Source organism: Micromonospora sp. NBC_01740 (genome assembly GCF_035920365.1).
GTDB classification, from domain to species: Bacteria; Actinomycetota; Actinomycetes; order Mycobacteriales; family Micromonosporaceae; genus Micromonospora; species Micromonospora reichwaldensis.
The window spans coordinates 3,261,083-3,286,520 of sequence record NZ_CP109150.1 but is presented as its reverse complement, the minus strand read 5'-3'; the positions used below and the strand labels follow the sequence as shown (position 1 = coordinate 3,286,520).

Sequence of the window (25,438 nt, the reverse complement as noted above, 5' to 3'; positions counted from 1 at the left end):
TCTACGTCGAATCGGCGGTCCCCGCCGCCGGTCCGCCGTGCGGCGCGGGATGATCGCCGCAGACGGCGTTACAATTCACCCCTGCCCACGCTGCGACGGACCGCCAACGACCGGCCGGCCCGGGACACGGGGGTCCCTCAACCACATCGCCCGGCAAGGTGCCCCGCTCTGCGTCGGACGACCCGGCCGTGCTCGCTCTTCGCCTCCGGAAGGTCATTCGTGACAGAACCCCGCCAGACCGGCGCCGACGTTCGCTCGCTCACCGACACTCTGATCGCCCACGCGCAGAGCGCGGGCGGCCAGCTCACGTCGGCTCAGCTCGCGCGCACCGTCGAGTCCGCCGAGGTGACTCCGGCCCAGGCCAAGAAGATCCTGCGGGCGCTCTCCGAGGCGGGAGTGACCGTGGTGGTCGACGGCTCGGCGAGCACCCGCCGCCGCGTCGCCGCCGCCCGATCGGCCACTCCCGCGTCCCGGGCCACCACCGCCAAGACCACCAAGAAGGCCGTCGCGCCCGCCCCGAAGCAGGCGCCCGCCGCGGACGAGGCCCCGGCGCCCGCCCCGCGCAAGGCCGCCCCACGCAAGGCCACCGGCACGACCGCCGAGGTGGCGGCCAAGGCCGCCGCGCCCGCGAAGGCGACCAAGGCGACCCGGGCCACCAAGGCGACGGTCGCCGCGGCCGGCGCCAAGCCGGCCAAGGCCGGCGGCAAGGCCAAGGGCGAGGGCGCCGAGGGCGACATCGACCCGGAGGAGCTGGCCGCCGCGATCGAGGACGTGGTCGTCGAGGAGCCGGCGGAGCTGACCCGCGCCGCCGAGACCGACGCCGCCAACTCGGCCAGCGACAACGACTTCGAGTGGGACGACGAGGAGTCCGAGGCGCTCAAGCAGGCGCGTCGCGACGCGGAGCTGACCGCCTCCGCCGACTCGGTCCGGGCCTACCTCAAGCAGATCGGCAAGGTCCCGCTGCTCAACGCCGAGCAGGAGGTGGAGCTGGCCAAGCGGATCGAGGCCGGGCTCTACGCCGCGGAGCGGCTGCGGGCTGCCGACGAGGGCGAGGAGAAGCTCACCCGCGAGATGCAGCGGGACCTGGGCTGGATCTCGCGCGACGGCGAGCGCGCCAAGAACCACCTGCTGGAGGCCAACCTCCGGCTGGTGGTCTCGCTGGCCAAGCGTTACACCGGTCGCGGCATGGCCTTCCTCGACCTGATCCAGGAGGGCAACCTCGGCCTGATCCGCGCGGTCGAGAAGTTCGACTACACCAAGGGCTACAAGTTCTCCACGTACGCCACCTGGTGGATCCGGCAGGCGATCACCCGGGCCATGGCCGACCAGGCCCGCACCATCCGCATCCCGGTGCACATGGTCGAGGTCATCAACAAGCTCGGCCGCATCCAGCGCGAGCTGCTCCAGGACCTGGGCCGCGAGCCCACCCCGGAGGAGCTCGCCAAGGAGATGGACATCACACCGGAGAAGGTGCTGGAGATCCAGCAGTACGCCCGGGAGCCCATCTCGCTGGACCAGACCATCGGCGACGAGGGCGACAGCCAGCTCGGTGACTTCATCGAGGACTCCGAGGCCGTGGTCGCGGTCGACGCGGTCTCGTTCTCGCTCCTGCAGGATCAGCTCCAGCAGGTGCTGCAGACGTTGTCCGAGCGTGAGGCGGGGGTGGTACGCCTGCGCTTCGGGCTGACCGACGGCCAGCCGCGCACGCTGGACGAGATCGGCCAGGTCTACGGGGTGACCCGGGAACGCATCCGGCAGATCGAGTCCAAGACGATGTCCAAGTTGCGTCACCCGTCGCGTTCGCAGGTGCTCCGGGACTACCTGGACTGATCGCGATCGTCAACCGAACGTGTCGTTTTGACCACCTGGCGTGCAACGTCGGAAGGTGATCGTTCGGTTGCACGATTGTGATCGTTGACGTGGCACCCTTGGTGCACGGCACACTGTCCCTGCCATGTGTGACCTCGGTCCCCCGCGGGCACACAGGGAAGGCAGCGCCGGGACAGGGTGTTGCACGATAGGTGAGCAAAGACCGAAGAGAGTGTTCATCGGTGACGACCAGAGGAGGAAGGCGATGACCCCGACCCTCACGCCGCCGCCCGAGACGGTGGCTCCCCCAGCCGCCGATGAACGGTGCGACCGCTGCAATGCTGCCGGCAAGCTCCGGATCACTCTGGCGGGTGGGAGCGAGCTGGTGTTCTGTGGGCACCACGCGAACAAGTACGCGGAGGATCTCGTGAAGATCACCGTGCGGTTCGCGACGGACCCGGAGTTCAGCTGGCGTGGCGCCGATCTGATGGCGAACTGAGATCCGCAAACCCACGACATAGCCGGCCGGAGGCCCCCTGAGGGGGCCTCCGGCCGGCTTTTGCGTCTCCCCCGCCCGGCACGCCCGATCCGCCCGGCACGACCGATCCCGGGCACCGGTGGCGGGCCGGTCGACAGCCGTCAGAGGGTCTGGACGGTGGCGATGCGTTCCTCGAGCTGCTCGATGGTGGCCTGGGCGCTCGGCGGGCCGCCGCAGAGGCGGCGCAGCTCCGCATGGATCTTCCCGTGCGGCTGCCCCGTGCGGTGGTGCCGGGCGGCCACGAGGCCGTTCAGTTGGCGGCGTAGGGCGACCCGACGCTGGGCGGCACTCATTGGTGCCGGCGGCGCCGTGGGCGCCGCAGCGGCCGCCTCAGCCGGCCTGGCGGCCCGACGGCGCTGGGCCGCGAGCTGTTCCTGCTGCCGCTTGGTCAGCAGCAGGGCCACCTGGTCGGCGGTGAGCAGCCCGGGCAGGCCCAGGTACTCCTCCTCCTCGGGGGTGCCGGCCTGGGCGGCGGTGCCGAACGAGGCGCCGTCGAAGATCACCTGGTCCAGCTCGGCCGTGGCGGAGAGCGCGGCGAAGCGCTTCTCCAGCTCGCCGCTGGCCTGGTCGTCGCGCTGGGCGCGCTCCAGCAGGTCGTCGTCGAAGCCCTCGCGCTCCTTGGGCTTGCCGAGCACGTGGTCCCGCTCGACCTCCATCTCGCTGGCCAGCCCGAGCAGGTGCGGCACGCTGGGCAGGAAGACCGAGGCGGTCTCACCGGGGCGGCGGGCGCGGACGAACCGGCCGATCGCCTGCGCGAAGTAGAGCGGGGTGCTGGCGCTGGTCGCGTACACGCCGACCGCCAGCCGGGGGATGTCGACGCCCTCGGAGACCATCCGGACCGCCACCAGCCAGCGCTGCTCGGACGCCGCGAACGTCGCGATCCGCGCCGAGGCGCCCACGTCGTCGGAGAGCACCACCGCCGCGCGCTCGCCGGTCACCTGCGCGATGAGTTTCGCGTACGAGCGGGCGGTCTGCTGGTCGCTGGCGATGATCAGCCCGCCGGCGTCGGGCATCCCCGCGTTGCGCAGCACGGTCAGCCGGGCGTCGGCGGCTCGCAGCACCTGCGGCATCCAGTCGCCGGCCGGGTCCAGCGCGGTCCGCCACGCCTGCGCCACGAGGTCCTGGGTCATCGGCTCGCCGAGCCGCGCCGCCAGCTCCTCCCCGGCGTTGGTGCGCCACCGCGTCTCCCCCGAGTACGCCAGGAAGAGCACCGGCCGCACGACGCCGTCGCGCAGCGCGTCGGCGTAGCCGTAGACCGAGTCGGCGCGGGATCGCAGCAGGCCGTCGCCGCCCCGCTCGTACTCGACGAACGGGATCGGGTTGTCGTCGGAGCGGAACGGGGTCCCGGTGAGCATCAACCGGCGCTCGGCGCCCTCGAAGGCCGCCTTCACCCCGTCGCCCCAGGAGCGGCTGTCCCCGGCGTGGTGGATCTCGTCGAGGACGACCAGGGTGCGCCGGGTGAGGGTGCGCCGCTTGTGCACGTGCGGCGCCATGCCCACCTGCGCGTACGTCACGACCGCGCCGTGGAAGTCGGCGGAGGAGTGCAGGTCGGCGTTGCGGAAGGCGGCGTCGAGCTGGATGCCGACCCGGGCCGCCGCCTGCGCCCACTGGGTCTTCAGGTGCTCGGTCGGCGCCACCACGGTCACCGCCTCGACGGTGCCGTCGGCGAGCAGCTCGGCGGCGATCCGCAGGGCGAAGGTGGTCTTTCCGGCGCCGGGGGTGGCGACCGCCGTGAAGTCGGGGTCCCGCCGACGCAGGTACTCCACGAGTGCCTTGCGCTGCCATGCGCGCAGTGCCGGAAACGTCTCGATCGCCGGCAACCGGGCCGCCACGGGAAGCTCCTCTCCGACCGCCTGACGGCGGACCCCGGGCGAGGGCCACGGGTACCGCCGCCCATGAAAACGCCTCCGCGCAGTGGGTGCCGCGAAGGCCGACCCAGCATAACCAGCGCCGCCCCGCCGGGCCCACGCGACATACGGGCCACGCCGGTCCCACCGCCCCCGCCCGGTTACGAGCGCCGCCCTGGGTCACTCCCGCCGGCCGCGCATGCCCGTCCTGGACGGCCGCGTGGTCGGCACCGGCGCGGACCACCGGCGGCGCAGCGACACCAGGCGCAGCAGGAAGACGAAGACCGCCGCGGCCATGAGCCAGCCGGCGTTGGCGTGCCCGAGGGCGTCCAGCAGCACCACGAGGATCGAGCCGGCGAGCGCGGCGACGGCGTAGATCTCCCGCCGCAGCACCACCGGGATCTCGGCGGTGAGCAGGTCCCGCCCGAGACCGCCGCCGATCGCGGTGAGCATGCCGATCACGCAGGCCCCCACCGCCGGCACCTGGGCGTCGAGGGCCTTGACCGTGCCGGTGACCGTGAACAGCGCCAGCCCGGCCGCGTCCAGCACCAGCACGGTGGTGCGCAGCCGGGCGAACTGGGGATGCAGCCAGAAGACGGCCGCGGCGGTCACGGCGGCCGTGGCGGCGTACCGCCAGTCGCCGAAGGCCAGCGGCGGCGCCTCGTCGATCGCCAGGTCCCGGAAGATCCCGCCACCGAGCGCGGCCACGAAGCCGACGAAGACGACGCCGAAGAGGTCGAGCCGTTTGGCCACCGCCGCGGAGGCCCCGGAGGCGGCGAAGACCGCCACCCCGGTGAGGTCGGCGAGGAGCAGGGCGGTGGAGGTGGTCACCGGCGAAGGTTACGTGCGCGACCGGGAGGGTCGCCCACGCTCACTCGCCCCAGGAGTCGTAGATCTCCTTGCACTTCGGGCAGACCGGCGAGCCGGGCTTGGCGGCCTTGGTGACCGGGAAGGTCTCCCCGCACAGCGCGACGACGAAAGTGCCCATGACGGCGCTCTCGGCGATCTTCTCCTTGCGCACGTAGTGGAACATCTCGGGACCGGTGTCGGCGTCCTTCAGCTCCGGACGCTCGAGAACCTCTGTGCTCACTTCTGCACCTCCGACCGTCAAGTCTGGCAGGTCACCCCCGCTCCGGTCCACTTCAGGTCGCCCGGACGGGGGCCGTACGGTGGTGACGTGACCGACTTTCACATCCGCTACGGCAGCGAGGTTGCCGACGCCCTGCGCGACGGGCGTCCCGTCGTCGCCCTGGAGAGCACCATCGTCTCGCACGGCCTGCCCCGGCCGGACAACCTGCGGGTGGCCCGCGAGATCGAGCAGGCCGTCCGGGACGCGGGCGCGGTCCCGGCGACCATCGGCATGGTCGGCGGGCGGCTGGTGGTGGGCCTGGACGACGCGGAGCTGACCCGGCTCGCCACCGTCGACGGGGTCGCCAAGCTCTCCGTACGCGATCTCGCCGTCGCCGCCGCGACCGGCGCGGACGGCGCCACGACCGTGGCCGCGACCAGCGCGGTGGCCGACGCCGCCGGGATCGGCGTGTTCGCCACCGGCGGCCTCGGCGGGGTGCACCGGGAGGCGGCGCAGACCTTCGACGAGTCCGCCGACCTGGTCACCCTGGCCCGTACGCCGATCGCGGTGGTCTGCGCCGGGGTCAAGTCGATCCTCGACGTGGGCGCGACCCTGGAGCGGCTGGAGACCCTCGGCGTCGGCGTGGTCGGCTACCGGACCCGGCGCTTCCCCGGTTTCTTCATCACCGACGGCGGCTTCGACCTGGACTGGTCGCTGGACTCCCCGGAGCAGGTCGCGGACGTGCTGGTGGCTCGCGAGCAGCAGGGCGCACACCACGGCGGCCTGATCGTGGCCAACCCGCTGCCGACCGACGAGCAGCTCGACCCGGAGCTGCACGACCGGACCCTCGCCGACGGGCTGGCCCTGCTGGAGCGCGACGGGGTGACCGGCAAGGCCGTGACGCCCTACCTGCTCGCGCACTTCCACTCGGCGACCGAGGGGGCGAGCCTGGCGGTGAACGTCCGGATCATCCTGCGCAACGCCGACCTCGCGGCCCGGATCGCCGTCGCCGCGGCCGCCCGCCGCGCCGGGGCATGACCGCAGGCCGCGTCCTCGTCGTCGGTGACCTGATCACCGACGTGGTGGCGGTGCTGGCGGGGCCGGTGGCCACCGGGTCGGACACGCCGGCGGCGATCCGGTTCAGCGGCGGCGGGCAGGCCGCCAACACCGCGGCCTGGCTCGCCGCGCAGGGCGTACCTGTCACGCTGGTCGGCGCCGTCGGCGACGACGACGCCGGGCGGGACCGGGTGGCCGAGCTGGAGCGGGCGGGGGTCGACTGCGCGACGCGGGTGTGCCCGGACCGCGCCACCGGGACGGTCATCGTGCTGGCGACTGCCGAGGAGCGGTCGATGATCACCGAGCGGGGCGCGAACCTGCGGCTGAACCCGGGGGACGTCGACGCGGCCCTGACGGCGACGCCGGACGCGCGGCACCTGCACCTGTCCGGGTACACCCTGCTGGACGCCGAGTCCCGACCGGCGGGGCTGCGGGCGTTGGCCGCCGCCCGCGAGCGCGGGCTAACCACCAGTGTCGACGCGGCCTCCGCGGCCCCGCTGCGGCGGGTCGGCGCGGCGGCCTTCCTGTCCTGGGTACGCGGGGTCGACCTGCTCCTGGTCAACGCCGACGAGGCGACGGTGCTGGCCGGCGGGCTGGACCCGGCGGCGCAGGGGCGGGCGCTGTCGGCCTCCGCCCGGCGGATCGTCGTCAAGCAGGGCGAGGCCGGGGCGGTCTGGGTGGACCGGGACGCCTCGGTGGCGGTGGCGCCGGCCCGCCGGGTGTCGGTGGTCGACGTCACGGGGGCCGGGGATGCGTTCGCGGCCGGGCTGCTGGCCGCCTGGCTCGACGGCGCGCAGCCGGCGGTGGCGCTGGGCCGCGCCGGCGATCTCGGCGCCCTCGCGGTCTCCCAGATCGGCGCCCGCCCCTCCCCCTGACCTGTGGGCCGGCGGGTGGGGTGGATCAGGGCTCGACGTCGATGATCTTGTGCGGACGTTCCTCGGCGGTGAGGCTCATCGGCGGGGTCTCGTCCCGGTGCCGCGGCTGGAAGCGGTTGGCCAGCCGGTGCTCCTCCTTGGGCGGGCGGTCGTTGGCCAGCAGCACGGCCAGCCACGGAATGAGCACCATGCCCAGGGCCACCATCGGCAGCCAGAGCCAGAGCAGTGGGGCCTGCACGCCGACCAGGACGGCACCGACGATCACGCAGGCCACCCGGATGCCCATCATCAGCACGTAACGCTTCTGACGGCTGGTGAGCTGGTCGTCCTGGCTGCGCGAGGCGTCGGTGATCAGGATCGGCTGGTACGCCTGACGCTTCACCACGGACCTCCTCGAGGGGGTTACGCCCCATCCTGTCACCTGCGGCGCGTGATCAGCGAAAATCGCTCGACCCGGCCCCGTGTTACCTGCGTGGTACGCTCGCGCCGTGGGCAGCAGGTTCAGCTTCACCGACGAGGCGTTGGCCAACCTGAGGGTCTACGACGTCACGCCCGGGGAAGTCTGGGAGGCGCTGCACAGCACCCGCCGGGTGATCCGACACCTCGGCGACGACGTGATGGTCGTCTACGCCGCCGCCCGCCGGGGGCGCCGGCTGGCCGTGCTGCTCGCCGAGGCCGACGGCACCGACAACGACTGGGACATCCTCTCCGCCCGCGAGCTGAGCGACGTCGAGGCGAAACGCTACGACGAGGCCGTGCGGAGATCTCGCCGATGAGGAGGCGGTGACGATGAACCGTAACGACGCGACCAAGCAGTTCCACAGCGGCGGTGACCGGCTCGCGGAGCTGATCGACGGGAGCCAGCAGGTGGAGCTTCCCACCCCCGACACCGACACCCCCATGGTCAGCCGCTCGGTGCGCCTGCCGCTGGAGACGTACGAGCAGGTCCGCGCCGCCGCCGACGCGCGCGGCATCGGGGTCACCACGCTCATGCGGCAGTGGATCGAGGCCGGCCTGGCCGACCTGGACGACTCGGCCACGGTCTCCCTCGCCGACGTCCGGCGGGCGCTGGCCGCCCTCTCCCGGCCGACCGCCGCCTGACCCACCCCGTCACGGCGCGGGAAACTCGCCGCCACCGGTCCCGCCGTGCCCGAGCGGCGACGCGGCCGGCTCGGGCGGGCGGCCCCTGCTGCGCCGCGCGTCGGCGGACGCCACCCCCGCCAACACCACGGCGACCAGCGCCAGGGCCACCATCGGTGACACCAGGGTGAGCGCCGGGCCCAGCAGGAGCAACACCAGCAGGCCCGCCACCCGGGACCGGGACACCCGGCCGAATATCTCGTACTCGAAGCGGGCCCGGGCCGCCAGGAAGATCGCCGGGCCGCCGACGACGAAGACCAGCCAGGTCGGGTCGGTCCGGCCGTGCGGGTGCACGATCACCAGTTCGTAACCGACGGCGGTGCTCAGCACGCCGACCACGATGACCAGATGGGTGCTGCTGGCGGAGGTGCCCAGCCGCCCGGGCGACCGGGCCACCCGCAGCGCCTCGGCGAGCAGGTGCCCCGCCCGGTGGAAGTAGATCCGCCAGAGCAGCGCCGTGGTGGCGAAGGCGGTCGCGAAGGCGCCGGCCCGGTCGGCGCTGAACTCCGTGCCGCTGTACGTCAGCCCGATGACCAGGATGGTCTCCCCCAGCGAGATGAGGAAGATCTGCTGGTACCGGTCGGCCAGGTGCTCACCGGCGATCAGCCAGCCGGCGGTGCGCGCCGGGCCCAGCCGGGGCAGCGGCCAGCCGAGCAGCAGGCCGGCGAAGTCGACGACCACGGCGAGCGCCCAGAGCGGCAGGCGCAGCTCCTCCGGCCCGACCGCCCCGGTCAGCCACGGCACGGCCCCCGCGGCGGCCCAGGCGAAGAGCCGCAGCGGGACCGTGCGGCGCGGATGGCGGCGCAGGGCCGTGGCGATGATCAGAGGCCGGACGAGCATCACCGCCAGGTACGCCAACACGAACGAGGCAGCCCGGTCCTCGAACGCCCGGGGCAACGCCACGGCCATCACCATGGCGCCGAACATCGTCCCGACCACGACGAACTGGATCACCGGCTGCTCCGGCTCGTACCGGCTGGTGACCCAGGTGGTGATCGACCAGAGCAGCCACAGGGCCAGGAAGAGCACGCCCGTGCGCCCGATCTCGGCCAGCAGCATCCCGCCGGAGCCTCCGGTGCCCTCGACCAGGCGCAGCGAGACCCGGGTCAGCGCGAAGACGAAGACCAGGTCGAAGAAGAGCTCCAGGAAGGTGGCCCGGGGCGAGCTGTCCTCCGGCCGCAGCAACCGCCCGCCGCGTTCGTCCGTCATCGGCTGCCCGTCGTCGCCATCCTGGCTACAACGACCGCCACGACGGCGCGGTTGCGTCAGCCCCCGGTGGACTTCGCCTTCGCCGCCGCCTTCATCTGCTGCTTGTACTCGCGCACCCGGCGCAGCGAGTCCGCGTCGGTGACGTCGGCCACCGACCGGTGGGCGTCCGGGTCGCCGTAGTCGCCGGCCGCCTCCCGCCAGTCCTTCGGCGTGACCCCGAACCGCTTGCCGAGCAGCGCGACGAAGATCTGCGCCTTCTGCCTGCCGAAGCCGGGCAGCTCACCGACCCGGCGCAGCAGCTCCCGGCCGTCGCCCACGTCCGACCAGAGCCCGGCGGCGTCGCCGTCGTACCGGTCGACGAGGGCCCGGCACACCTCCTGCACCCGGGCCGCCATCGCCTTCGGGAACCGGTGCAGCGCCGGTGGCCGGGCGAACAGGGCGACCAGCGCCTCCGGGTCGTGGTCGGCCAACTCCCGGGCGTCCAGGTCGCGCCCGAGGCGCTGCGCCAGCACGTACGGCGAGGAGAACGCCTTCTCCATCGGCACCTGCTGGTCGAGGACCATCCCCAGCAACAGGGCCAGCGGATCCCGGTTGACGAGTTCGTTGGCCTCGGGGTCGATGGGCAGTGCGAGCGTCATGGCGCCATCCTGCCCTGACCGGCGACCGGCGGAGGTGCGTAGGCCGCAGTTGGCAGGGCACGTGTCGGCCTGCGGGCCAGCACCGGAGCGCAGGTGACCCGGCTGCGTGCGGCCGGGGCCCGGCTCTGATCCGCCGGGTGGCCGGACCCCGCTGCCGGGCACCAGGCAGGATGGCGACGTGGACGGACACGACATGTTGCTCTCCCCCGCCGGCGTCGAGGCGCTACGGACCGCGTTGACGCGGGCCGGGTTCACCTCGAACGGCATCGCCACCCGGCTCGGCCCGCAGGCCACCGGCGGGGTGGCCCGCAACGACTTCCGGGCCGCGCTGCGCGCCACCGAGGACCGCGACCCGCTCGGCACCCTGATCCGGGTGTTCGTCTGCGAGCAGACCGAGCCGGAGGCCGCCGTGGCCGCCGCGCTGGCGCCGCTGTCGCTGGCCGAGGCGCTCGCCGGGGGCCTGGTCGAGCGGCACGGCGACGGGTTGCGGATGGGCGTGGACCTGGAGCCGTACGGGGACGAGTGGTGGGTGCTCGCCGACGTGCCCGCCAGTGCCCGGCCCGGCCGCCCGCTGCACGCCGAGCACGTGCTCGGCATCGGCGGGGCGACGCAGACGCTGATCGGCGCGACCGTCCGCCGGCCCGTCGAGGCCGCGCTGGACCTGGGCACCGGGTCCGGCGTGCAGGCCCTGCACCTGGCCAGCCACGCGCGGCGGGTCACCGCCACCGACCTGTCGGCGCGGGCGCTGCGCTTCGCCGCCACCACCGCCGCGCTCAACGGCCAGGACTGGGAACTCCTCCGCGGTGACATGGTCGCCCCCGTCGCCGGGCGGCGCTTCGACCTGGTGGTGAGCAACCCGCCGTTCGTGGTGGGCCCCGGCACCACCACGCACGTCTACCGCGACTCGGGGCGGGTCGGCGACGCGATCGGCGCGGAACTGGCCGCCGCCGCGCCGGGCCTGCTCACCGAGGGCGGCACCATGCAGTACCTGGCCAACTGGGTGCACGTCGCCGGGGAGGACTGGGGCGAGCGGGTGACCGGCTGGTTCGCCGGCACGGGGCTGGACGCCTGGGTCATCCAGCGTGAGGTGGCCGACCCGATGGCGTACGTCAACCTGTGGCTCACCGATGTCGGCGAGGCGGCCGACCCGCGCCGGATGGCGGACTGGCTGGACTGGTTCGACGCGCACAAGGTGGAGGCGGTCGGCTTCGGCATCGTCTCGCTGCGCCGCTCGGGCCACGACGACCCGATCGTGCGGGTGGAGGACCTGCGCCAGCGGGTGGAGGCGCCGCTCGGCGACCGGGTCGACACGTGGTTCGACCGCCAGGACTGGCTGCGCGCCCGCGACACCGACGGGCTGCTCGCCGCCCGCTTCCGGGCCGCCGAGGGCCTCCAGCTGCGGCAGGAGGCCACCATGGGCGACGAGGGCTGGGCGGTGGACCGGCAGGTGCTGGCCATGCCGCACGGCCTGCGCTGGACCGAGGAGATCGACCCGCTCGTCCTGGCCCTGGTCGGCGGGGCCGACGGGCGGCTGGCGTTGCGCGACCAGCTCGCCCTGCTCGCCGCCGCACACGACGTCACCCCCGGGGAGCTGGCCGAGGCGGCCGGGCCGATCGTCGCGCACCTCGTCGAGCGCGGCTTCATCGAGCCGGTCACCGACTGATGCGGGCCGTGGTGCAGACCGTCGGCCGGGCCGCCGTGACGGTCGACGGCGAGGTGGTCGGCGCGATCGACGACGGGCTGCTGGTGCTGCTCGGGGTGACCCACACCGACACCGTCGAGACCGCCCGGACCATGGCCCGCAAGGTGTACGAGCTGCGAATCCTCGACGAGGAACGGTCCGCTGCGGACACCGGCGCGCCGGTCCTGGTGGTCAGCCAGTTCACCCTCTACGGCGACGCCCGCAAGGGTCGCCGTCCGAGCTGGACCGCGGCGGCACCGGCCGAGGTCGCGGAGCCCCTGGTGACGGAGGTCGTGACGGCGCTGCGCACCCGGGGCGCCAAGGTGGAGACCGGCCGCTTCCGCGCCCACATGCTGGTCGAGAGCGTCAACGTCGGCCCCCGCACGGTGCTGCTCGACATCTGACCGGCCGGGCCGGCGGCCGGCGCCGGATCCCGGTGGCGGAGTCCCGTCGTGGCGCAACACCGCCGCCGCCAACTGTTCACGGGGGTCGGCCGACGACGGTAGAACCATCGCATGTCATCCCCCTCACAGCCCTTCACCTGGGGTCGCACGAGACGGCGGCTCACCGCCGCCGCGGCGGCGACCGGAATGGTCGCGGCCGGCCTCGCCGCGATCCAGGCCCCGGCGACGGCGGCCGGCCCGTCGCCGGCCGCCCCCGCCGCCACCCGGGACACCCACACGGTCACCCTGATCACCGGCGACGTGGTCACGGTGACCACCTCCGCCGACGGCAAGGCCACCGCCGAGGTCGACCGGCCCGATGACGCCACCGGCGGCGTGCGCTTCCGCCAAAGCGGCGACGACCTGTACGTCCTGCCCGACGAGGCCCTGCCGCTGCTGGACAGCGACAAGCTCGACCGGCGGCTGTTCAACGTCACGGACCTCATCGAGATGGGGTACGACGACGCGAAGACCCCCACGCTGCCGCTGATCGCGGCGTACACCCCGGCGAAGGCCCGCACGGCGAAGCCGGCGCCACCGCGCGGCGCGAAGCTGGTCCGCGACCTGCCCAGCATCCAGGGCGCGGCGCTGTCCACCGAGAAGAAGCAGGCCCGCACCCTCTGGTCCACCCTCGCGCCCGCCACGGCGACGGCACCGGCCCGGGCCCTCAGCGGCGGGGTCACGAAGCTCTGGCTCGACGGCCGGGTGACGGCGGCGCTGAAGGAGAGCGTGCCCCAGGTCGGCGCGCCCGCCGCGTGGGCCGCCGGGTACGACGGCAGCGGGGTACGGGTCGCGGTGCTCGACACCGGGGTCGACCCCAGCCACCCCGACCTGGTCGACCAGGTCGACGACAAGGTCAGCTTCGTGCCGGGCGAGGACACCTCCGACGTCAACGGGCACGGCACCCACGTCGCCTCGACGATCGCCGGCACCGGCGCGGCCTCCGGCGGCGGCAACCGGGGCGTCGCCCCGGGCGCGGACCTGATCGTCGGCAAGGTGCTCGACAACGGCGGGTACGGCCTGGACTCCTGGATCATCGCCGGCATGCAGTGGGCGGCCGAGTCCGGGGCCGACGTGGTCAACATGAGCCTCGGCGACGGCTCGCTGACCGACGGCACCGACCCGATGACCGCCGCCGTGGAGACGCTCTCCGCGCGGCACGGCACGCTCTTCGTCGTCGCCTCCGGCAACTCCGGCCCGCAGACCATCGGGTCGCCCGGCACCGCGCCGAGCGCGCTGACGGTCGGCGCGGTCGACAAGCAGGACGCGCTGGCGGGCTTCTCCAGCACCGGCCCGCTGGCCCGCACCGGCGCGCTCAAGCCGGACCTCGCCGCACCCGGCGTCGGGATCGTCGCGGCCCGCTCGCAGCAGGCCGCCGGTGAGGGCGCGTACCAGGGCATGGACGGCACCTCGATGGCCACGCCGCACGTCGCCGGGGCCGCCGCGATCCTCGCCCAGCGGCACCCCGACTGGACCGGGCAGCAGCTCAAGGACGCGCTGATGAGCAGCGCCAAGGGGTTGTCCGACGACTACCGGCCGTACCAGGTCGGCACCGGCCGGCTGGACGTGGCGGCGGCGGTGCGCGGCACCGTACGCGCCACCGGCTCGGCGTTCTTCGGCACCTTCGACTGGCCGCACGAGCCGACCGACGCCCCGGTCACCCGGTCGGTCACCTTCACCAACTCCGGCACCGCCGCCGTGACCCTCGACCTCGCCCTGACCGGCGGCGGCCCGTTCACGCTGGGCGCCTCCACGGTGACCGTGCCGGCGGGCGGCAGCGCCGACGTCGCGGTCACCGGCGACCCGCGCGGCGACGCCCACGGCGAGCTGACCGGCTACCTGGTCGGCACCGACGCCGCCACCGGCACGGCGGTCACCCGTACCGCGCTGGGGCTGCTCAAGGAGAACGAGCGGTACGACCTGAAGGTCAAGCTGGTCGGCCGCGACGGCAAGCCGGCCAGCGCGACGGTCGTGGTGAACCGGGCCGGCGAGCCCAACCCCGGGCAGTACCCGGTCGCCGGCGAGCGGACGCTGCGCCTGCCGAAGGGGACCTACACGGTGGAGGCCGTGCTGGACGTTCCCGGCGAGCGGTCCGACCGGCTCGGCTTCGCCCTGCTGGTGGACCCGGAGACAGTGCTCGACCGCGGCGCCGAGGTGGTGCTGGACGCGCGCCGGGCACGGCTGCTCGACACCGCCGCACCGGAGCGGACCGAGGACCGGCAGCGCAAGCTGGACTACACCGTCGGGTACGCCGACGGCAGCGACTTCCGCGCGGCGTACCAGCTGCCGATCCGCTACGACGACCTGTACGTCCTGCCGACCGAGCGGGTCAGCACGGTGTCGTTCACCATGGCGGCGCGGTGGCGCAAGGGCGAGCCGATGCTGAGCCTGCGCATCCCCGGCCGGTCCCCGGTCGACGCCACGGTCCAGCCGGGCAGCACCATCACCGCCGGCACCGAGACGCTGCGACCCGTCTACGCGGGCACCGGCGCTCCGGAGGCGTACGCCGGTCTCGACGTCAAGGGCCGGGCCGTGGTGGTGACCCGCAGCGACGCGGTCGACCCGACCGCCCGGGCCGCCGCCGCGGCGGCCGCCGGGGCGAAGCTGCTGCTGGTCGTCAACGACGGCGCCGGCATCCTCAACGAGTGGGTCGGCGAGTCCGCCATCCCCGTCGCCACCGTGCACCGCGACGCCGGCAAGCAGCTGATCGCCGCGACCCGGGGCGGGCCGCGCAAGCTGACCGTCACCCGGGTCCCGTACGCCGGCTACGTCTACGACCTGGCCCGGGTCTGGCCCGGACAGGTGCCGGACCGGTCGCTCGCCTACCACCCCCGGCAGCGGGACCTGGGCCGGATTGACGCCCGCTACCACGCGGCCGTCGACTCCCCCGGCTCCGGCTACCGCTACGACATGGTCTTCAGCCCCTCGTTCGGCTTCCCGGAGAGCGAGTCGCACCCGGGCACCCGCACCGAGTGGGTCACGCCCGACGTGGTCTGGCACGAGGTGCACGACCAGGGCGGCTGGACCGACACGGCCTACCTCAACACGTACGCCAAGGGCAGCACGACCAGGCTGGACTGGTTCGCGCCGGCCGTCCGACCGGCCTTCAGCCGGGCGTTCGGGGTGCGCAACAGCCGCTACGGGGACTACATGACCCTGAACGTGCAGGCCTGGAGCCCGTCGGACGACGTGTTGGAGCACGGCGGCAACCTGGAGTGGGGCTCGGTGCCGACCCACCTCAAGCTCTACCAGGGCGACAAGCTGGTGGACGAGAACACCTGGAGCTCGGACCTGCAGTGGACGCCGGTGCCCGCCGGCACGCTGCCGTACCGCCTGGTGCTGGACGCCTCGCGGCCGGCCGACCGGTGGCGGCTGTCCACCCGCACGCACACCGAGTGGGACTTCGTCTCCGGCTCGAACACCGCCGACAACTTCGTCCCGTTCGCGCTGCTCCAGCTCGACTACGCGCTGGAGACCGACCTGCGCGGCGACGTGAAGGCGGGCACCACCCAGCGGATCAGCGTCAAGGCCGGGCCGCAGCCGGGCGGCACCGGCACCGGCACGGTCACGTCGGTCACGCTGGACGTCTCGTACGACGACGGCGCCACCTGGCGGAAGGTCACCCTGAGCAAGGGCGCGGGTGACCGCTGGACCGGCTCGCTCGCCCTGCCGAGGCAGCCGGGTGGCTTCGTGTCGGTGCGGGCCGGCGCCAAGACGGACGCCGGCTTCGGCATCCGGCAGGAACTCATCCGGGCGTACGGCCTGCGGTGAGCTGGTTGGCGGGGCCCCGGGACACGCAGCGTTCCGGGGCCCTTCCCGACGACCCGTCGGCCTTCCCGGGCTGGTCAGGACCGGTGCCGGTGTCCCATACTCTGCCTGCCGCAGCGGGCAGAGGGAGGCAGCCACCGATGCTGGGCGCGTTGGGGCTGAGCCCCGAGGACGAGGCGGTCTACGGCCTGCTGGTCCGGCGGGGCCAGTCCGGCCCGGCCGAGTTGGGCGACGCCCTGCGGAGGCCCGCCGCGGCGGTCGAGGCGGTGCTCTCGCAACTGACCGCGTACGGCCTGGTGAAGCGCGGCCCGGACGGGCAGTTCTCGGTGGCGCCGCCCGCCGTCGCGCTCGGGGCGCTGATCAGCGAGCAACGGGGCGCCCTGCACAACGCGGAACTCGCGCTGGTCAGGCTCGCCGAGGAGTACCGCTCGTCGATCGCGGGGCGCACCATCGACGAGCTGATCGAGGTGGTCAGCGGCGTCGACGCCGTCCGGCACCGGTTCGCGCAGGTGCAGCACGCCGCCCGCACGCAGGTGCGCAGCTTCGTCACCACCCCGTTCATCGCCGTACCGCCGGGCGCCAACGCGGTGGAGTCGACGGCGGTCGGCCAGGGGGTGCGCTTCCGCGTCGTGATCGACCGGCCGACACTGGCCGAACCGGGGGTGGTCACCGAGACGCTGGAGTCGCTGCGCGACGGCGTCGAGGTGCGGGTGGTCGACCACCTGCCGATCAAGCTGGTCCTGGCCGACGCGGAACTGGCCCTGGTGCCGTTGACCGCCACGCCCGGCGGCGAGCCCGGCGCGGTGCTGCTACACCGCACCGGGCTGCTGGCGGCGATGGACGCGCTGTTCGAGATCGTCTGGCGGCACGCCCACCCGCTCGACTCCTCGGCGCTGACCGCCCCCGCCGGCGACGACGCCGACAGCCAGGCCGCCGACGGTCCCACCGAACTCGACCGGAAGATCATGGCGCTGCTGCTGGCCGGGCTCACCGACCCGGTCGTCGCCGCCCAGCTCGACCTGTCGTTGCGGACCCTCCAGCGGCGCCTGCGCCACCTCATGGACCTCGCGGGGGTGCAGACCCGGATGCAGCTCGGCTGGCACGCCGCGCGGCACGGCTGGGCCTGACGGGGCCGCGGGCCCGGCGAGCCCGCGGCAGGGCCGGCGCACACCGTGGCGTCAGGAGAAGAGGCCGCGGCGTTGCAGCGACTGACGGATCCAGCCGTCGAGCTGGGGGGTGAAGTCGGTGCGTTCGGCGGTGGCGTGGTCGACGGTGAAGCGGCCGAAGGCGTCCCGGCCCTCGGTGAACAGACCGCCGCGCTTGTCCAGCTCCAGCACCACCTGGATCTGCTGCGGGTCGGTGACGAGGGTGACCTCCAGCTGGTTGATCGCCCCGGCGTACTGCGGCGCCGGGTAGAACTCGATCTCCTGGTAGAAGGGCAGGGTCTGCCGTACGCCGTAGATGTGGCCCCGCTCCACGTCGGCCCGGGCGAACCGGAAGCCCAGCCGCAGGAACGCCTCCAGGATCTTCTGCTGGGACGGCAGCGGGTGCACCGCCACCGCGTCCAGGTCGCCCTTGTCCACCGCGCGGGCCACCTCCAGCTCCGTACGCAGCCCCATCGTCATGCCGTGCAGGTGCTGCCCGTACAGCTCGGTGAGCGGCGTCTCCCACGGCACGGCGAAGCGGAACGGGATGTCGTGGCGCTGCCCCGGGGCGAGCTGGAAGGCGCCCGTCGCGGCCTGCCGGTGGAACTCCTGCGTGGTCTCGTAGTCGTTGTCGCCGCTCTCGACCTCGACCCGGGTGACCAGGCCCAGGGCGACGTACGACACGTCGACGAGGTGGTCGCCGCCAGCCACGTGGATGACGCCCTCCAGCTGGCCGCCGGGGCGGCAGTTCGGATTCGTCAGCACGGTTTCCACGGACGGGCCACCCACACCCATCGCCTGCATGAGCCGCTTGAAGACCACGACACCCTCCACAACCTGTTCGGTACGCCGACGTCGCCGGCGGGCCGGCCGTGCGGGCCGACCGCTGGCACGGTAACCGCCGGCGGCAACCAGCGCTCGGCGACGAGCCGCCCACGCTGAGCAGGGCATCGACGGAATTCGTGTCGGTTCCCCGATCGCCTCACTCCCGTTTCACGCCCCGCCCGCCAAGCTGTGTGTCACACCGGCACCACTGGGCCGGATCCAACGGCACAGACGTGGACACGGGGAGAAACTGAGATGGCCCTGCAGATGACGGAGCACCGGACGCGCCCTGCCGGCACCACCGAGGCCGCGAGCGCCACCGACACCCTGACCGACCTCGACGCCACCGACGAGCGCGGCGTCTCCACGGACCTGGTCCGGGCATACCTGAACGGGATCGGCCGGACGAAGTTGCTGACCGCCGCCCAGGAGGTCGACCTCGCCAAGCGGATCGAGGCCGGGCTGTTCGCCGAGGAGAAACTCGCGACCTGCACCCCCGTCTCGGCGGAGTTCCGGGCCGACCTGGGGCTGATCGTCGCGCAGGGCCGCGCCGCGAAGGACCACCTGCTGGAGGCGAACCTGCGCCTGGTGGTCAGCATCGCCAAGCGGTACACCGGTCGCGGCATGGCGTTCCTCGACCTGATCCAGGAGGGCAACCTCGGCCTGATCCGCGCGGTCGAGAAGTTCGACTACGCCAAGGGCTACAAGTTCTCCACGTACGCCACCTGGTGGATCCGGCAGGCGATCACCCGGGCCATGGCCGACCAGGCCCGCACGATCCGCATCCCGGTGCACATGGTCGAGCAGGTCAACCGCATGGTCCGGGCCCGCCGCGAGCTCTCCGTCTCGCTGGGCCGCGAGCCCACCGTCGCCGAGGTCGCCCGGGCCATGGACATCCCGGAGTTCCAGGTCATCGAGCTGATCTCGTACGACCGGGAGCCGGTGAGCCTCGACCAGGCGGTCGGTGAGGACGGCGAGAGCGCGCTCGGCGACTTCGTCGCCGCCGTCGACCCGAGCGCCGAGCCGGGCGACGCCGCCGCGCAGGGCGAGCTGCGCAACGAGGTCAGCATCGTGCTGTCCACCCTGTCGCAGCGGGAGCAGGCCGTGATCCGGCTCCGCTTCGGCCTCGACGACGGCCGGCAGCGCACCCTCGACGAGGTCGGCCGGGAGTTCGGCCTGTCCCGGGAGCGGATCCGGCAGATCGAGAAGGTGACCCTGCTGAAGCTGCGTGACCCGGAGCGGGCGCAGCGCCTGGAGGCGTACGCCTGCTGACGTTTCCTGGACCACGCGAGGCCCCGGCGGTTCGCCGGGGCCTCGCGTCCGTCCGGACCGTGGTCCTTGATCCCGGCTGCCCGACGGGCTACCAATAGCCATGAACTGGACCCTGGAAGTGGTGGTCGTGCCGGTCTCCGACGTGGACCGGGCCAAGGCGTTCTACGCCGACCGGCTCGGCTTCGCCGTCGACCACGACACGACGTTCGGCGACGACGCGCGGATCGTGCAGTTGACCCCGCCCGGCTCAGGCTGCTCGATCGTGATCGGCAGGGGGCCGCTGCCCGAGATGCCACCCGGCTCGCTCAGGGGCCTCCAGCTCGTCGTGCCCGACCTGCGCCGGGCGCGGGCGGAGCTGGTCGAGCGCGGCGTCGAGGTCAGCGAGATCCAGGTGCTCGGCGAGAATCCGCGCCCGGTGCCGGACCCGTTGGACAACGTCGGCTTCGTCCACTTCGCCGACCCCGACGGCAACGCCTGGTCGGTGCAGCAGATCTCCGACCGGGCGGCCTGACCGGTTCGGCCGCCGCACCGCGAAGTGTCAGGAAGGGCACCTTCCTTACAGGCGGCGGGGGCCGGTGTCGGGGCGGGCCACGGCGGAGCCGACCCGCACGGTGGCGTGCAGCACCGAGATGCCGTCGGGGCGGGCGAGCACCGGGTTGAGGCTCAGCGCGCGGACCCGGGGCTGCTCGTCGGCGAGCCGGCCGACCCGCAGCAGCAGGTCCGCCAGGGCCGCCCGGTCCACCGGCGCCGCGCCGCGGTGCCCGCGCAGCAACGGCGCCGCCCGGGGCTCGTCGACCAGCTCGGCCGCGTCCAGGTCGGTCAGCGGCACCGCCCGCCAGGCCCGGTCGCCGAGCAGCTCCGTGGCGACGCCGCCCAGCCCGAAGCCGACCACCGGGCCGAACGCCGGGTCCTCCACCAGCTCGACCACGCAGGCCACACCGGGCGGGACCATCGGCTGCACCAGGACGTCCGCGCCGAAGACCGCCGACATCTCCGCGTACGCGCGGTGCACCGTGGCCGGGTCGGGCAGGTCGAGCCGGACCGCGCCGAGGTCGAGGCGGTGCCGCAGACCGGGGGCGGCGGCCTTGAGGGCCACCGGGAAACCCAGCCGGGTCGCCGCGTCGACGGCCTCCGCGGCGGAGCGCGCCGGCACCGACTCGACCACCTCGATCCCGTACGCCGCGAGCAGTTCCGCCGGGTCGAGGGCCTCCGGGCGCAGGGCGGCATGGGCCGCCTCCCGGTCCACCCGGGGCAGCTCCGGCGGCACCCCGGCGGGCCGGCGCAGCCAGTCGGCGTACGCGGTGACCCGGGCGAGGGCGCGCACGGCCTCCTCCACGCTCGGGTAGGCGGGCACCCCGGCGGGCGTACGGCCGACCAGGAACGTCGCCACGGCCGGCTTGCCGGCGGCGAACGCGCTCGGCAGCGCGGCGGTGAAGTCCGACTCCGTGTCGGTGAGCTGGCCGGGCAGCGGCGGGGCGAACACCACCACCAGCGCGTCCACCTCGCCGTCGGCGCCCGCCTCGGCGAGCGCGGCGGTCAACTCGGCCACCCCGGCGCGCGGGCCGACGTCGCGCGGGTAGCCCCGGGCGACGGTGAGCCCCTGCCCGGCGCAGGCGGTGGCCGCCAGCCCCGTCAGCGCCGAGGAGTTGCCGACCACGCCGACCCGACGGCCGGCGGGCAGCGGCTGGTGGGCCAGCAGCACCCCGACGTCGAGCAGCTCGGCGACGGTGTCCACCCGGATCACGCCGGAGTGGGCGAACAGCGCGGCGACCGCCACCTCGTCCGGGCCGGCGGAGTCGCCCACCCCGGGCGGCCGGGCCGGCGAGGCGAGCGCCACGACGGGCTTGTCCCGGCCGATCCGGCGCGCCAGCCGGGCGAACTTGCGCGGGTTGCCGAAGGTCTCCAGGTACAACATGATCACGTCGGTGCCGGGATCGTCCTGCCAGTACTGGAGCAGGTCGTTGCCCGAGACGTCGGCCCGGTTGCCGGCCGAGACGAAGCTCGACAGGCCCAGCCCCCGCCGGTCGGCCTCGGCCAGCAGCGCCACCCCGAACGCGCCGGACTGGCTGAAGATGCCCACCCGGCCGGGCACCGGCAGCCGGGGGGCGAGGGTGGCGTTGAGGCGTACCGCCGGATCGGTGTTGGCCACCCCCAGGCAGTTCGGGCCGACCACGCGCATGCCCGCCGCGTACGCCGCGCGGACCAGCGCGCGCTGCGCGGCCGCGCCCTCGCCGCCGGCCTCGGCGAAGCCCGCCGAGATGACCACCAGGCCGTGCGCGCCCGCGGCGGCCGCGTCGGCCACCACCTCCGTCGCCGCCTCCGGCGGGACCGCCACCACGGCCAGGTCGACCGGCACGCCGGCATCGGCCGCCGAGGAGTACGCGGGCAGCCCGGCGACCGTCGTCGCGCCCGGATGCACCGGGACCACCGCGCCGGTGTAACCGCCGTCGCGCAGGTGCCCGAGCACCGCCGCGCCGACGCCCTGCCCGGTGGCGCTGGCGCCGTAGACGGCGACGCCCCGTGGCGCGAGCAGCCGGGCGACGGAGCGGGCCTCCGTGCGGTGCTCCCGGCCGCGCTGCACCTCCAGCGTCGCGTCGGTGGGGGCGATCGGGAAGCTCAGGTGCACCACGCCGTCGGCGAACTGCCGCTGCACCTGGTAGCCGAAGTCGGAGAAGACCCGCAGCATCGCGCCGTTGGCCGGGAGCACCTCCGCCACGAAGTTGGCGATGTCGTTGCGGCGGGCCGCGTCGGCCAGGTGCTCCAGCAGCACCGAGCCGATGCCCCGGCCCTGGTAGGCGTCCTCGACCACGAACGCCACCTCGGCCTCGGGGGCCTGCGGGCCGAGCCGCTCGTAGCGGCCGACGGCGACGATCCGGTCGCCGACCAGCACCACGAACGCCTCCCGGTCGCGGTGGTCGACGTTGACGAAGCGTTGCAGGTCGCGCTCGGGGATGCGCGGGTACGGCGAGAAGTAGCGCAGGTAGCGGGTGCGCTCGGAGAAGCGCGAGTGCATCGCCACGATGCCCGGCCCGTCCGACGGACGGATCGGCCGCAACTGCACGGTGCTGCCGTCGCTGAGCAGCACGTCCACCGGTTGTTCCACAGTGGTCACCTGTGCGGTCCCCTCCGCCCGCCGGATCAGTCGCGCGGGTCGTGCGGATCGAGCCCGAACAGCGGGAAGGCGGTCTTGCGGGCCGCCGCGATCGCCCGGTCCACGGCGCTCGGCTCGCCGGTCGGCTGCCACGGCTCGTACGCCGGGTCCACGTCGTCGGTCATCCGCAGCGGGATCTGCCGGCCCGGCCGGCGCCCGGCGGCCAGCTCCCGCCACGCCGGCGGGGTCAGCGTCGCCGGATCGATGGGCTCCCCGGCCGCCACCGCGAGCAGGTGCGTCCAGGCCCGGGGCACCACCTCGACCAGCGCGTACCCGCCGCCACCCGTGGCCACCCAGCGGCCCTCGCACAGCTCGTCGGCGAGCGCCCGCAGGGCCAGGTAGGTGGCGCGCTGCCCGTCCACGGAGAGGTTCAGATCGGCGAGCGGGTCGAGCCGATGTGCGTCGGCGCCGCACTGGGTGACCAGCACCTGCGGCCGGAACGCGCGCAGCACCGACGGCACCACCGCGTGGAAGGCGCGCTGCCAGCCCGCGTCGTCCAACCCGGGCGGCAGCGGGACGTTGACGGCGCTGCCCTCGGCGCCCGGCCCGCCCGTCTCGTCGGGAAAGCCGGTGCCCGGGAAGAGCGCCAGCGGCGTCTCGTGCACGCTGACCGTGAGCACCCGGGGGTCGTTCCAGAAGACCTGCTGCACCCCGTCGCCGTGGTGCACGTCCACGTCCACGTACGCGATTCGCTCGGCGCCCAGGTCGAGCAGGCGGGCGATGGCCACCGCCGGGTCGTTGTAGACGCAGAACCCGGCGGCCCGGGCCGGCATGGCGTGGTGCAGGCCGCCGGCCACGTTGACCGCCCGCCGGGCCTCGCCCCGCCAGACCGCCTCGGCCGCCGCCACCGTGGCGCCGGCGACGAGCGCGCTGGACTCGTGCATCCCCTCGAAGACCGGGTTGTCGGAGGTGCCCAGCCCGAAGCCGGCGAAGAGCGGATCGCGGGGGGCGACCTTCACCGCGGCGAGGTAGCGCGGGTCGTGCACCCGGCTCAGCAGCGCGTCGTCGGCCGGCTCCGGCTTCACCAGCCGCACCCCGGGACGCGCGAGGACGCCCAACTCCCGGGCGAGGGCGAAGGTCAACTCCAGCCGTACCGGGTCGAGGGGATGGTCCCCCATGTCGTAGGCGAGCAGCGACTCGTCCCACACCACCACCGTGTCGTCGGACATGGCCCCATCGTCGCACGCGCGCCCCGGCACGCCCGCGCAGGCGCTGCTCAGCCGCCGGGTGTCGCCCGATCCCCGTTGCCCGCTCGGCCGGTCGGGTGCCGCTGGCGCCCTCGGCCGTCGGGTGCCGCCGGCGCCCGTTGCCCGTTCAGCCGGCCGGGGTCGCTCCGGTGGCCACCGGGCGGGCCGGGTCGGCGACCCAGTTGCTCCACGAGCCGACGTAGAGGGCGGCGTCCGGCCGGCCGGCCAGGTGCAGCGCGAACACGGCCTGCGCGGCGGTCACCCCCGACCCGCAGTACGCCCCCACCGGCCGGTCCGCGCCCACCCCGGCGGCGGCGAAGCGCTCGCGCAGCGCCTCGGCGGCGGGGAACCGGCCCTCGGCGACGTACTCGCCGGCGGGCAGGTTCACCGCGCCGGGAACGTGACCGGCGACCGGGTCGATCGGCTCGGTCTCGCCCCGGTAGCGGGGTGCGGCGCGCACGTCGAGCAGGACACCGTCGTCTGCCGCGGCCAGCCGGGCCGCCTCCCCCGCGTCGAGCACCGGCAACGCTCCGGGGCGCACCTCCACGTCGCCCGGCTCCGGGGTCGGCACCGCCGTGCTGACGGGCAGCCCAGCGGCCAGCCACGCCGGGAAGCCGCCGTGCAGCAGCCGTACCGGCCGGTGGCCCGCCCAGCGCAGGGTCCACCAGGCGCGGGCGGCGGCCATGCCGTCGCCGCCGTCGTACACCACGACGGAACGACCGGCGCGCACGCCGGCGGCCCGCAGCGCGGCCTGGAGGGCGGCGGCGTCGGGCAACGGGTGGCGGCCGGCGGGTCCGGGCGGCCCGCAGAGCGCGGTGTCCAGGTCGACGAAGACCGCGCCGGGCAGGTGACCGGCGGCGTAGTCCTCCCGACCCGGCGCGCCGACGAGCCGCCAGCGCACGTCGAGCAGCGTGGGCGGGTCGGCCTGGCCGAGTTCGACCGCGAGCCGACCGGCCTCGACAAGGAGATCATCGGAGGCGGACATGGCATCCAGTCAACACCATCCCGGCGCGGACCTGGCGGTTCGCCGTGGGTCGTTCGGTGAACACCGAGGTAGCATCGTTGGCCGGAGGTCCGCTGACGTGAAGCATGATCTGGTCGACACGACCGAGATGTACCTCAAGACCATCCTCGAGCTGGAGGAGGAGGGGGTTCCGCCGCTGCGTGCCCGCATCGCCGAGCGGTTGGGGCAGAGCGGGCCGACCGTCAGCCAGACCGTCGCCCGGATGGAGCGCGACGGCCTGCTGACCGTCGAGGGCGACCGCCACCTGGCGCTCACCGCGCACGGCCGCAGCAACGCGGTCTCCGTGATGCGCAAGCACCGCCTCGCCGAGCTGCTGCTGGTCAACGTGATCGGGATGCCCTACGAGGAGGCCCACGAGGAGGCCTGCCGGTGGGAGCACGTGATGAGCGACGCGGTCGAGAAGCGGGTCTACGACCTGCTGAACCGGCCGACCCGCTCGCCGTACGGCAACCCGATCCCGGGGCTGGACGAGCTGGGCACGCCGGAGCAGGCGACCGCCGCCCCGATCGAGGGCGAGCGCAACCTGGCGTTCCCCGGGCTGTCGGGGCCGGTCGTGGTGCGACGCATCTGCGAGAGCGTGCAGACCGACGCGGACGTGCTCCGGCAGCTGCACGCCGCCGGCGTCGACCCGGGCGCGACGGTGACGGTGGCGCAGGAGCGCGACGGGGTCTCGATCGACCGCTCGGGCGACCGCATCAGGTTGCCCCGTGAGGTAGCCTCCCGGGTCTTCGTCGCCGCCCACTGACCCACCCGGCCCCACG

At 74.3% G+C, this 25,438-nt stretch carries 23 protein-coding genes; 13 read left to right on the top strand and 10 right to left on the bottom strand.

Annotation, left to right across the window (positions count from 1 at the left end; translation table 11 throughout):
• Positions 1-219 precede the first annotated feature (219 nt).
• Together OG989_RS15400 and OG989_RS15395 are read left to right on the top strand one after the other, a co-directional pair.
• Positions 220-1,830, top strand: a complete 1,611-nt coding sequence (locus OG989_RS15400) for an RNA polymerase sigma factor (protein ID WP_151452447.1) — start codon at positions 220-222, stop codon at positions 1,828-1,830.
• A gap of 244 nt (positions 1,831-2,074) precedes the next feature.
• On the top strand, positions 2,075-2,308 hold the full coding sequence (locus tag OG989_RS15395; RefSeq protein ID WP_074474066.1) for a DUF7455 domain-containing protein: 234 nt from the start codon (positions 2,075-2,077) through the stop codon (positions 2,306-2,308).
• Positions 2,309-2,448: 140 nt separating this feature from the next.
• On the opposite strand, the gene OG989_RS15390 is transcribed toward OG989_RS15395, so the two are convergent.
• The 3 genes from OG989_RS15390 to OG989_RS15380 all read right to left on the bottom strand — a co-directional run bounded on the left by OG989_RS15390 (position 2,449) and on the right by OG989_RS15380 (position 5,284).
• The gene (locus tag OG989_RS15390) at positions 2,449-4,179 is read right to left on the bottom strand and encodes a DEAD/DEAH box helicase (protein WP_327030882.1); all 1,731 of its coding nucleotides are present in this window, start codon (positions 4,177-4,179) and stop codon (positions 2,449-2,451) included.
• A 195-nt stretch (positions 4,180-4,374) separates the two neighbouring features.
• On the bottom strand, positions 4,375-5,025 hold the full coding sequence (locus tag OG989_RS15385; RefSeq protein ID WP_327030881.1) for a trimeric intracellular cation channel family protein: 651 nt from the start codon (positions 5,023-5,025) through the stop codon (positions 4,375-4,377).
• A gap of 40 nt (positions 5,026-5,065) precedes the next feature.
• Positions 5,066-5,284, bottom strand: a complete 219-nt coding sequence (locus OG989_RS15380) for a DUF3039 domain-containing protein (RefSeq protein ID WP_089001394.1) — start codon at positions 5,282-5,284, stop codon at positions 5,066-5,068.
• A gap of 87 nt (positions 5,285-5,371) precedes the next feature.
• Between OG989_RS15380 and OG989_RS15375 the strand changes: the two genes are divergently transcribed.
• Positions 5,372-6,301 carry a pseudouridine-5'-phosphate glycosidase gene (locus tag OG989_RS15375; RefSeq protein ID WP_327030880.1) on the top strand — a complete coding sequence of 310 codons (930 nt, stop codon included), beginning with the start codon at positions 5,372-5,374 and terminating at the stop codon, positions 6,299-6,301.
• Positions 6,298-7,194, top strand: a complete 897-nt coding sequence (locus tag OG989_RS15370; protein ID WP_151452443.1) for a carbohydrate kinase family protein — start codon at positions 6,298-6,300, stop codon at positions 7,192-7,194. Before OG989_RS15375 ends, OG989_RS15370 begins: the two co-directional genes overlap by 4 nt.
• Positions 7,195-7,219: 25 nt before the next feature.
• On the opposite strand, the gene OG989_RS15365 is transcribed toward OG989_RS15370, so the two are convergent.
• Positions 7,220-7,576 (bottom strand): DUF3099 domain-containing protein, encoded by a 357-nt coding sequence (locus tag OG989_RS15365; protein ID WP_151452442.1) that lies wholly within the window; start codon positions 7,574-7,576, stop codon positions 7,220-7,222.
• Positions 7,577-7,682: 106 nt separating this feature from the next.
• Here OG989_RS15365 and OG989_RS15360 point away from each other — a divergent pair, with 106 nt between their 5' ends.
• On the top strand, positions 7,683-7,970 hold the full coding sequence (locus tag OG989_RS15360; RefSeq protein WP_225851882.1) for a hypothetical protein: 288 nt from the start codon (positions 7,683-7,685) through the stop codon (positions 7,968-7,970).
• A gap of 13 nt (positions 7,971-7,983) precedes the next feature.
• Positions 7,984-8,295, top strand: coding sequence for a hypothetical protein (locus OG989_RS15355; protein ID WP_132233013.1), 312 nt, complete (start codon positions 7,984-7,986; stop codon positions 8,293-8,295).
• 9 nt (positions 8,296-8,304) lie between these two features.
• Here OG989_RS15355 and OG989_RS15350 read toward each other — a convergent pair whose 3' ends face one another.
• Both OG989_RS15350 and OG989_RS15345 read right to left on the bottom strand, forming a co-directional pair.
• A complete protein-coding gene (locus OG989_RS15350; RefSeq protein ID WP_151452440.1) occupies positions 8,305-9,543 on the bottom strand; it encodes a low temperature requirement protein A in 1,239 nt (412 codons plus the stop codon).
• Positions 9,544-9,599: 56 nt separating this feature from the next.
• Positions 9,600-10,181 (bottom strand): HhH-GPD-type base excision DNA repair protein, encoded by a 582-nt coding sequence (locus tag OG989_RS15345; protein WP_327030879.1) that lies wholly within the window; start codon positions 10,179-10,181, stop codon positions 9,600-9,602.
• Between the two features lie 178 nt (positions 10,182-10,359).
• Between OG989_RS15345 and OG989_RS15340 the strand changes: the two genes are divergently transcribed.
• The 4 genes from OG989_RS15340 (at position 10,360) to OG989_RS15325 (ending at position 17,200) form a co-directional block, all read left to right on the top strand.
• Positions 10,360-11,844 carry a DUF7782 domain-containing protein gene (locus OG989_RS15340; RefSeq protein WP_327030878.1) on the top strand — a complete coding sequence of 495 codons (1,485 nt, stop codon included), beginning with the start codon at positions 10,360-10,362 and terminating at the stop codon, positions 11,842-11,844.
• The gene (gene dtd, locus OG989_RS15335; protein ID WP_151452438.1) at positions 11,844-12,266 is read left to right on the top strand and encodes a D-aminoacyl-tRNA deacylase; all 423 of its coding nucleotides are present in this window, start codon (positions 11,844-11,846) and stop codon (positions 12,264-12,266) included. Before OG989_RS15340 ends, dtd begins: the two co-directional genes overlap by 1 nt.
• A gap of 111 nt (positions 12,267-12,377) precedes the next feature.
• Complete coding sequence (locus tag OG989_RS15330; protein ID WP_327030877.1) at positions 12,378-16,076, top strand: S8 family serine peptidase; 3,699 nt, start codon at positions 12,378-12,380, stop codon at positions 16,074-16,076.
• Between the two features lie 137 nt (positions 16,077-16,213).
• Positions 16,214-17,200 carry a TrmB family transcriptional regulator gene (locus tag OG989_RS15325; protein ID WP_327030876.1) on the top strand — a complete coding sequence of 329 codons (987 nt, stop codon included), beginning with the start codon at positions 16,214-16,216 and terminating at the stop codon, positions 17,198-17,200.
• 51 nt (positions 17,201-17,251) lie between these two features.
• Here the strand turns inward: OG989_RS15325 and OG989_RS15320 are convergent, their stop codons facing one another.
• Complete coding sequence (locus tag OG989_RS15320; RefSeq protein WP_327031171.1) at positions 17,252-18,040, bottom strand: sporulation protein; 789 nt, start codon at positions 18,038-18,040, stop codon at positions 17,252-17,254.
• A gap of 258 nt (positions 18,041-18,298) precedes the next feature.
• Here OG989_RS15320 and sigB point away from each other — a divergent pair, with 258 nt between their 5' ends.
• Together sigB and OG989_RS15310 are read left to right on the top strand one after the other, a co-directional pair.
• Positions 18,299-19,315, top strand: a complete 1,017-nt coding sequence (gene sigB, locus OG989_RS15315; RefSeq protein WP_425857964.1) for an RNA polymerase sigma factor SigB — start codon at positions 18,299-18,301, stop codon at positions 19,313-19,315.
• Positions 19,316-19,415: 100 nt separating this feature from the next.
• A complete protein-coding gene (locus OG989_RS15310; protein ID WP_327030875.1) occupies positions 19,416-19,826 on the top strand; it encodes a VOC family protein in 411 nt (136 codons plus the stop codon).
• Positions 19,827-19,871: 45 nt separating this feature from the next.
• Here the strand turns inward: OG989_RS15310 and OG989_RS15305 are convergent, their stop codons facing one another.
• The 3 genes from OG989_RS15305 to OG989_RS15295 form a co-directional block, all read right to left on the bottom strand.
• Positions 19,872-22,427 carry a bifunctional acetate--CoA ligase family protein/GNAT family N-acetyltransferase gene (locus OG989_RS15305; protein WP_327030874.1) on the bottom strand — a complete coding sequence of 852 codons (2,556 nt, stop codon included), beginning with the start codon at positions 22,425-22,427 and terminating at the stop codon, positions 19,872-19,874.
• 26 nt (positions 22,428-22,453) lie between these two features.
• Positions 22,454-23,635: an acetoin utilization protein AcuC gene (locus OG989_RS15300; RefSeq protein ID WP_327030873.1), complete on the bottom strand. Its 1,182-nt coding sequence runs from the start codon at positions 23,633-23,635 to the stop codon at positions 22,454-22,456.
• Between the two features lie 145 nt (positions 23,636-23,780).
• Entirely contained in the window at positions 23,781-24,638 is an 858-nt protein-coding gene (locus tag OG989_RS15295) for a sulfurtransferase (RefSeq protein ID WP_327030872.1), read from the bottom strand.
• A gap of 97 nt (positions 24,639-24,735) precedes the next feature.
• Between OG989_RS15295 and OG989_RS15290 the strand changes: the two genes are divergently transcribed.
• A complete protein-coding gene (locus OG989_RS15290; protein ID WP_327030871.1) occupies positions 24,736-25,422 on the top strand; it encodes a metal-dependent transcriptional regulator in 687 nt (228 codons plus the stop codon).
• Positions 25,423-25,438: the final 16 nt, after the last annotated feature.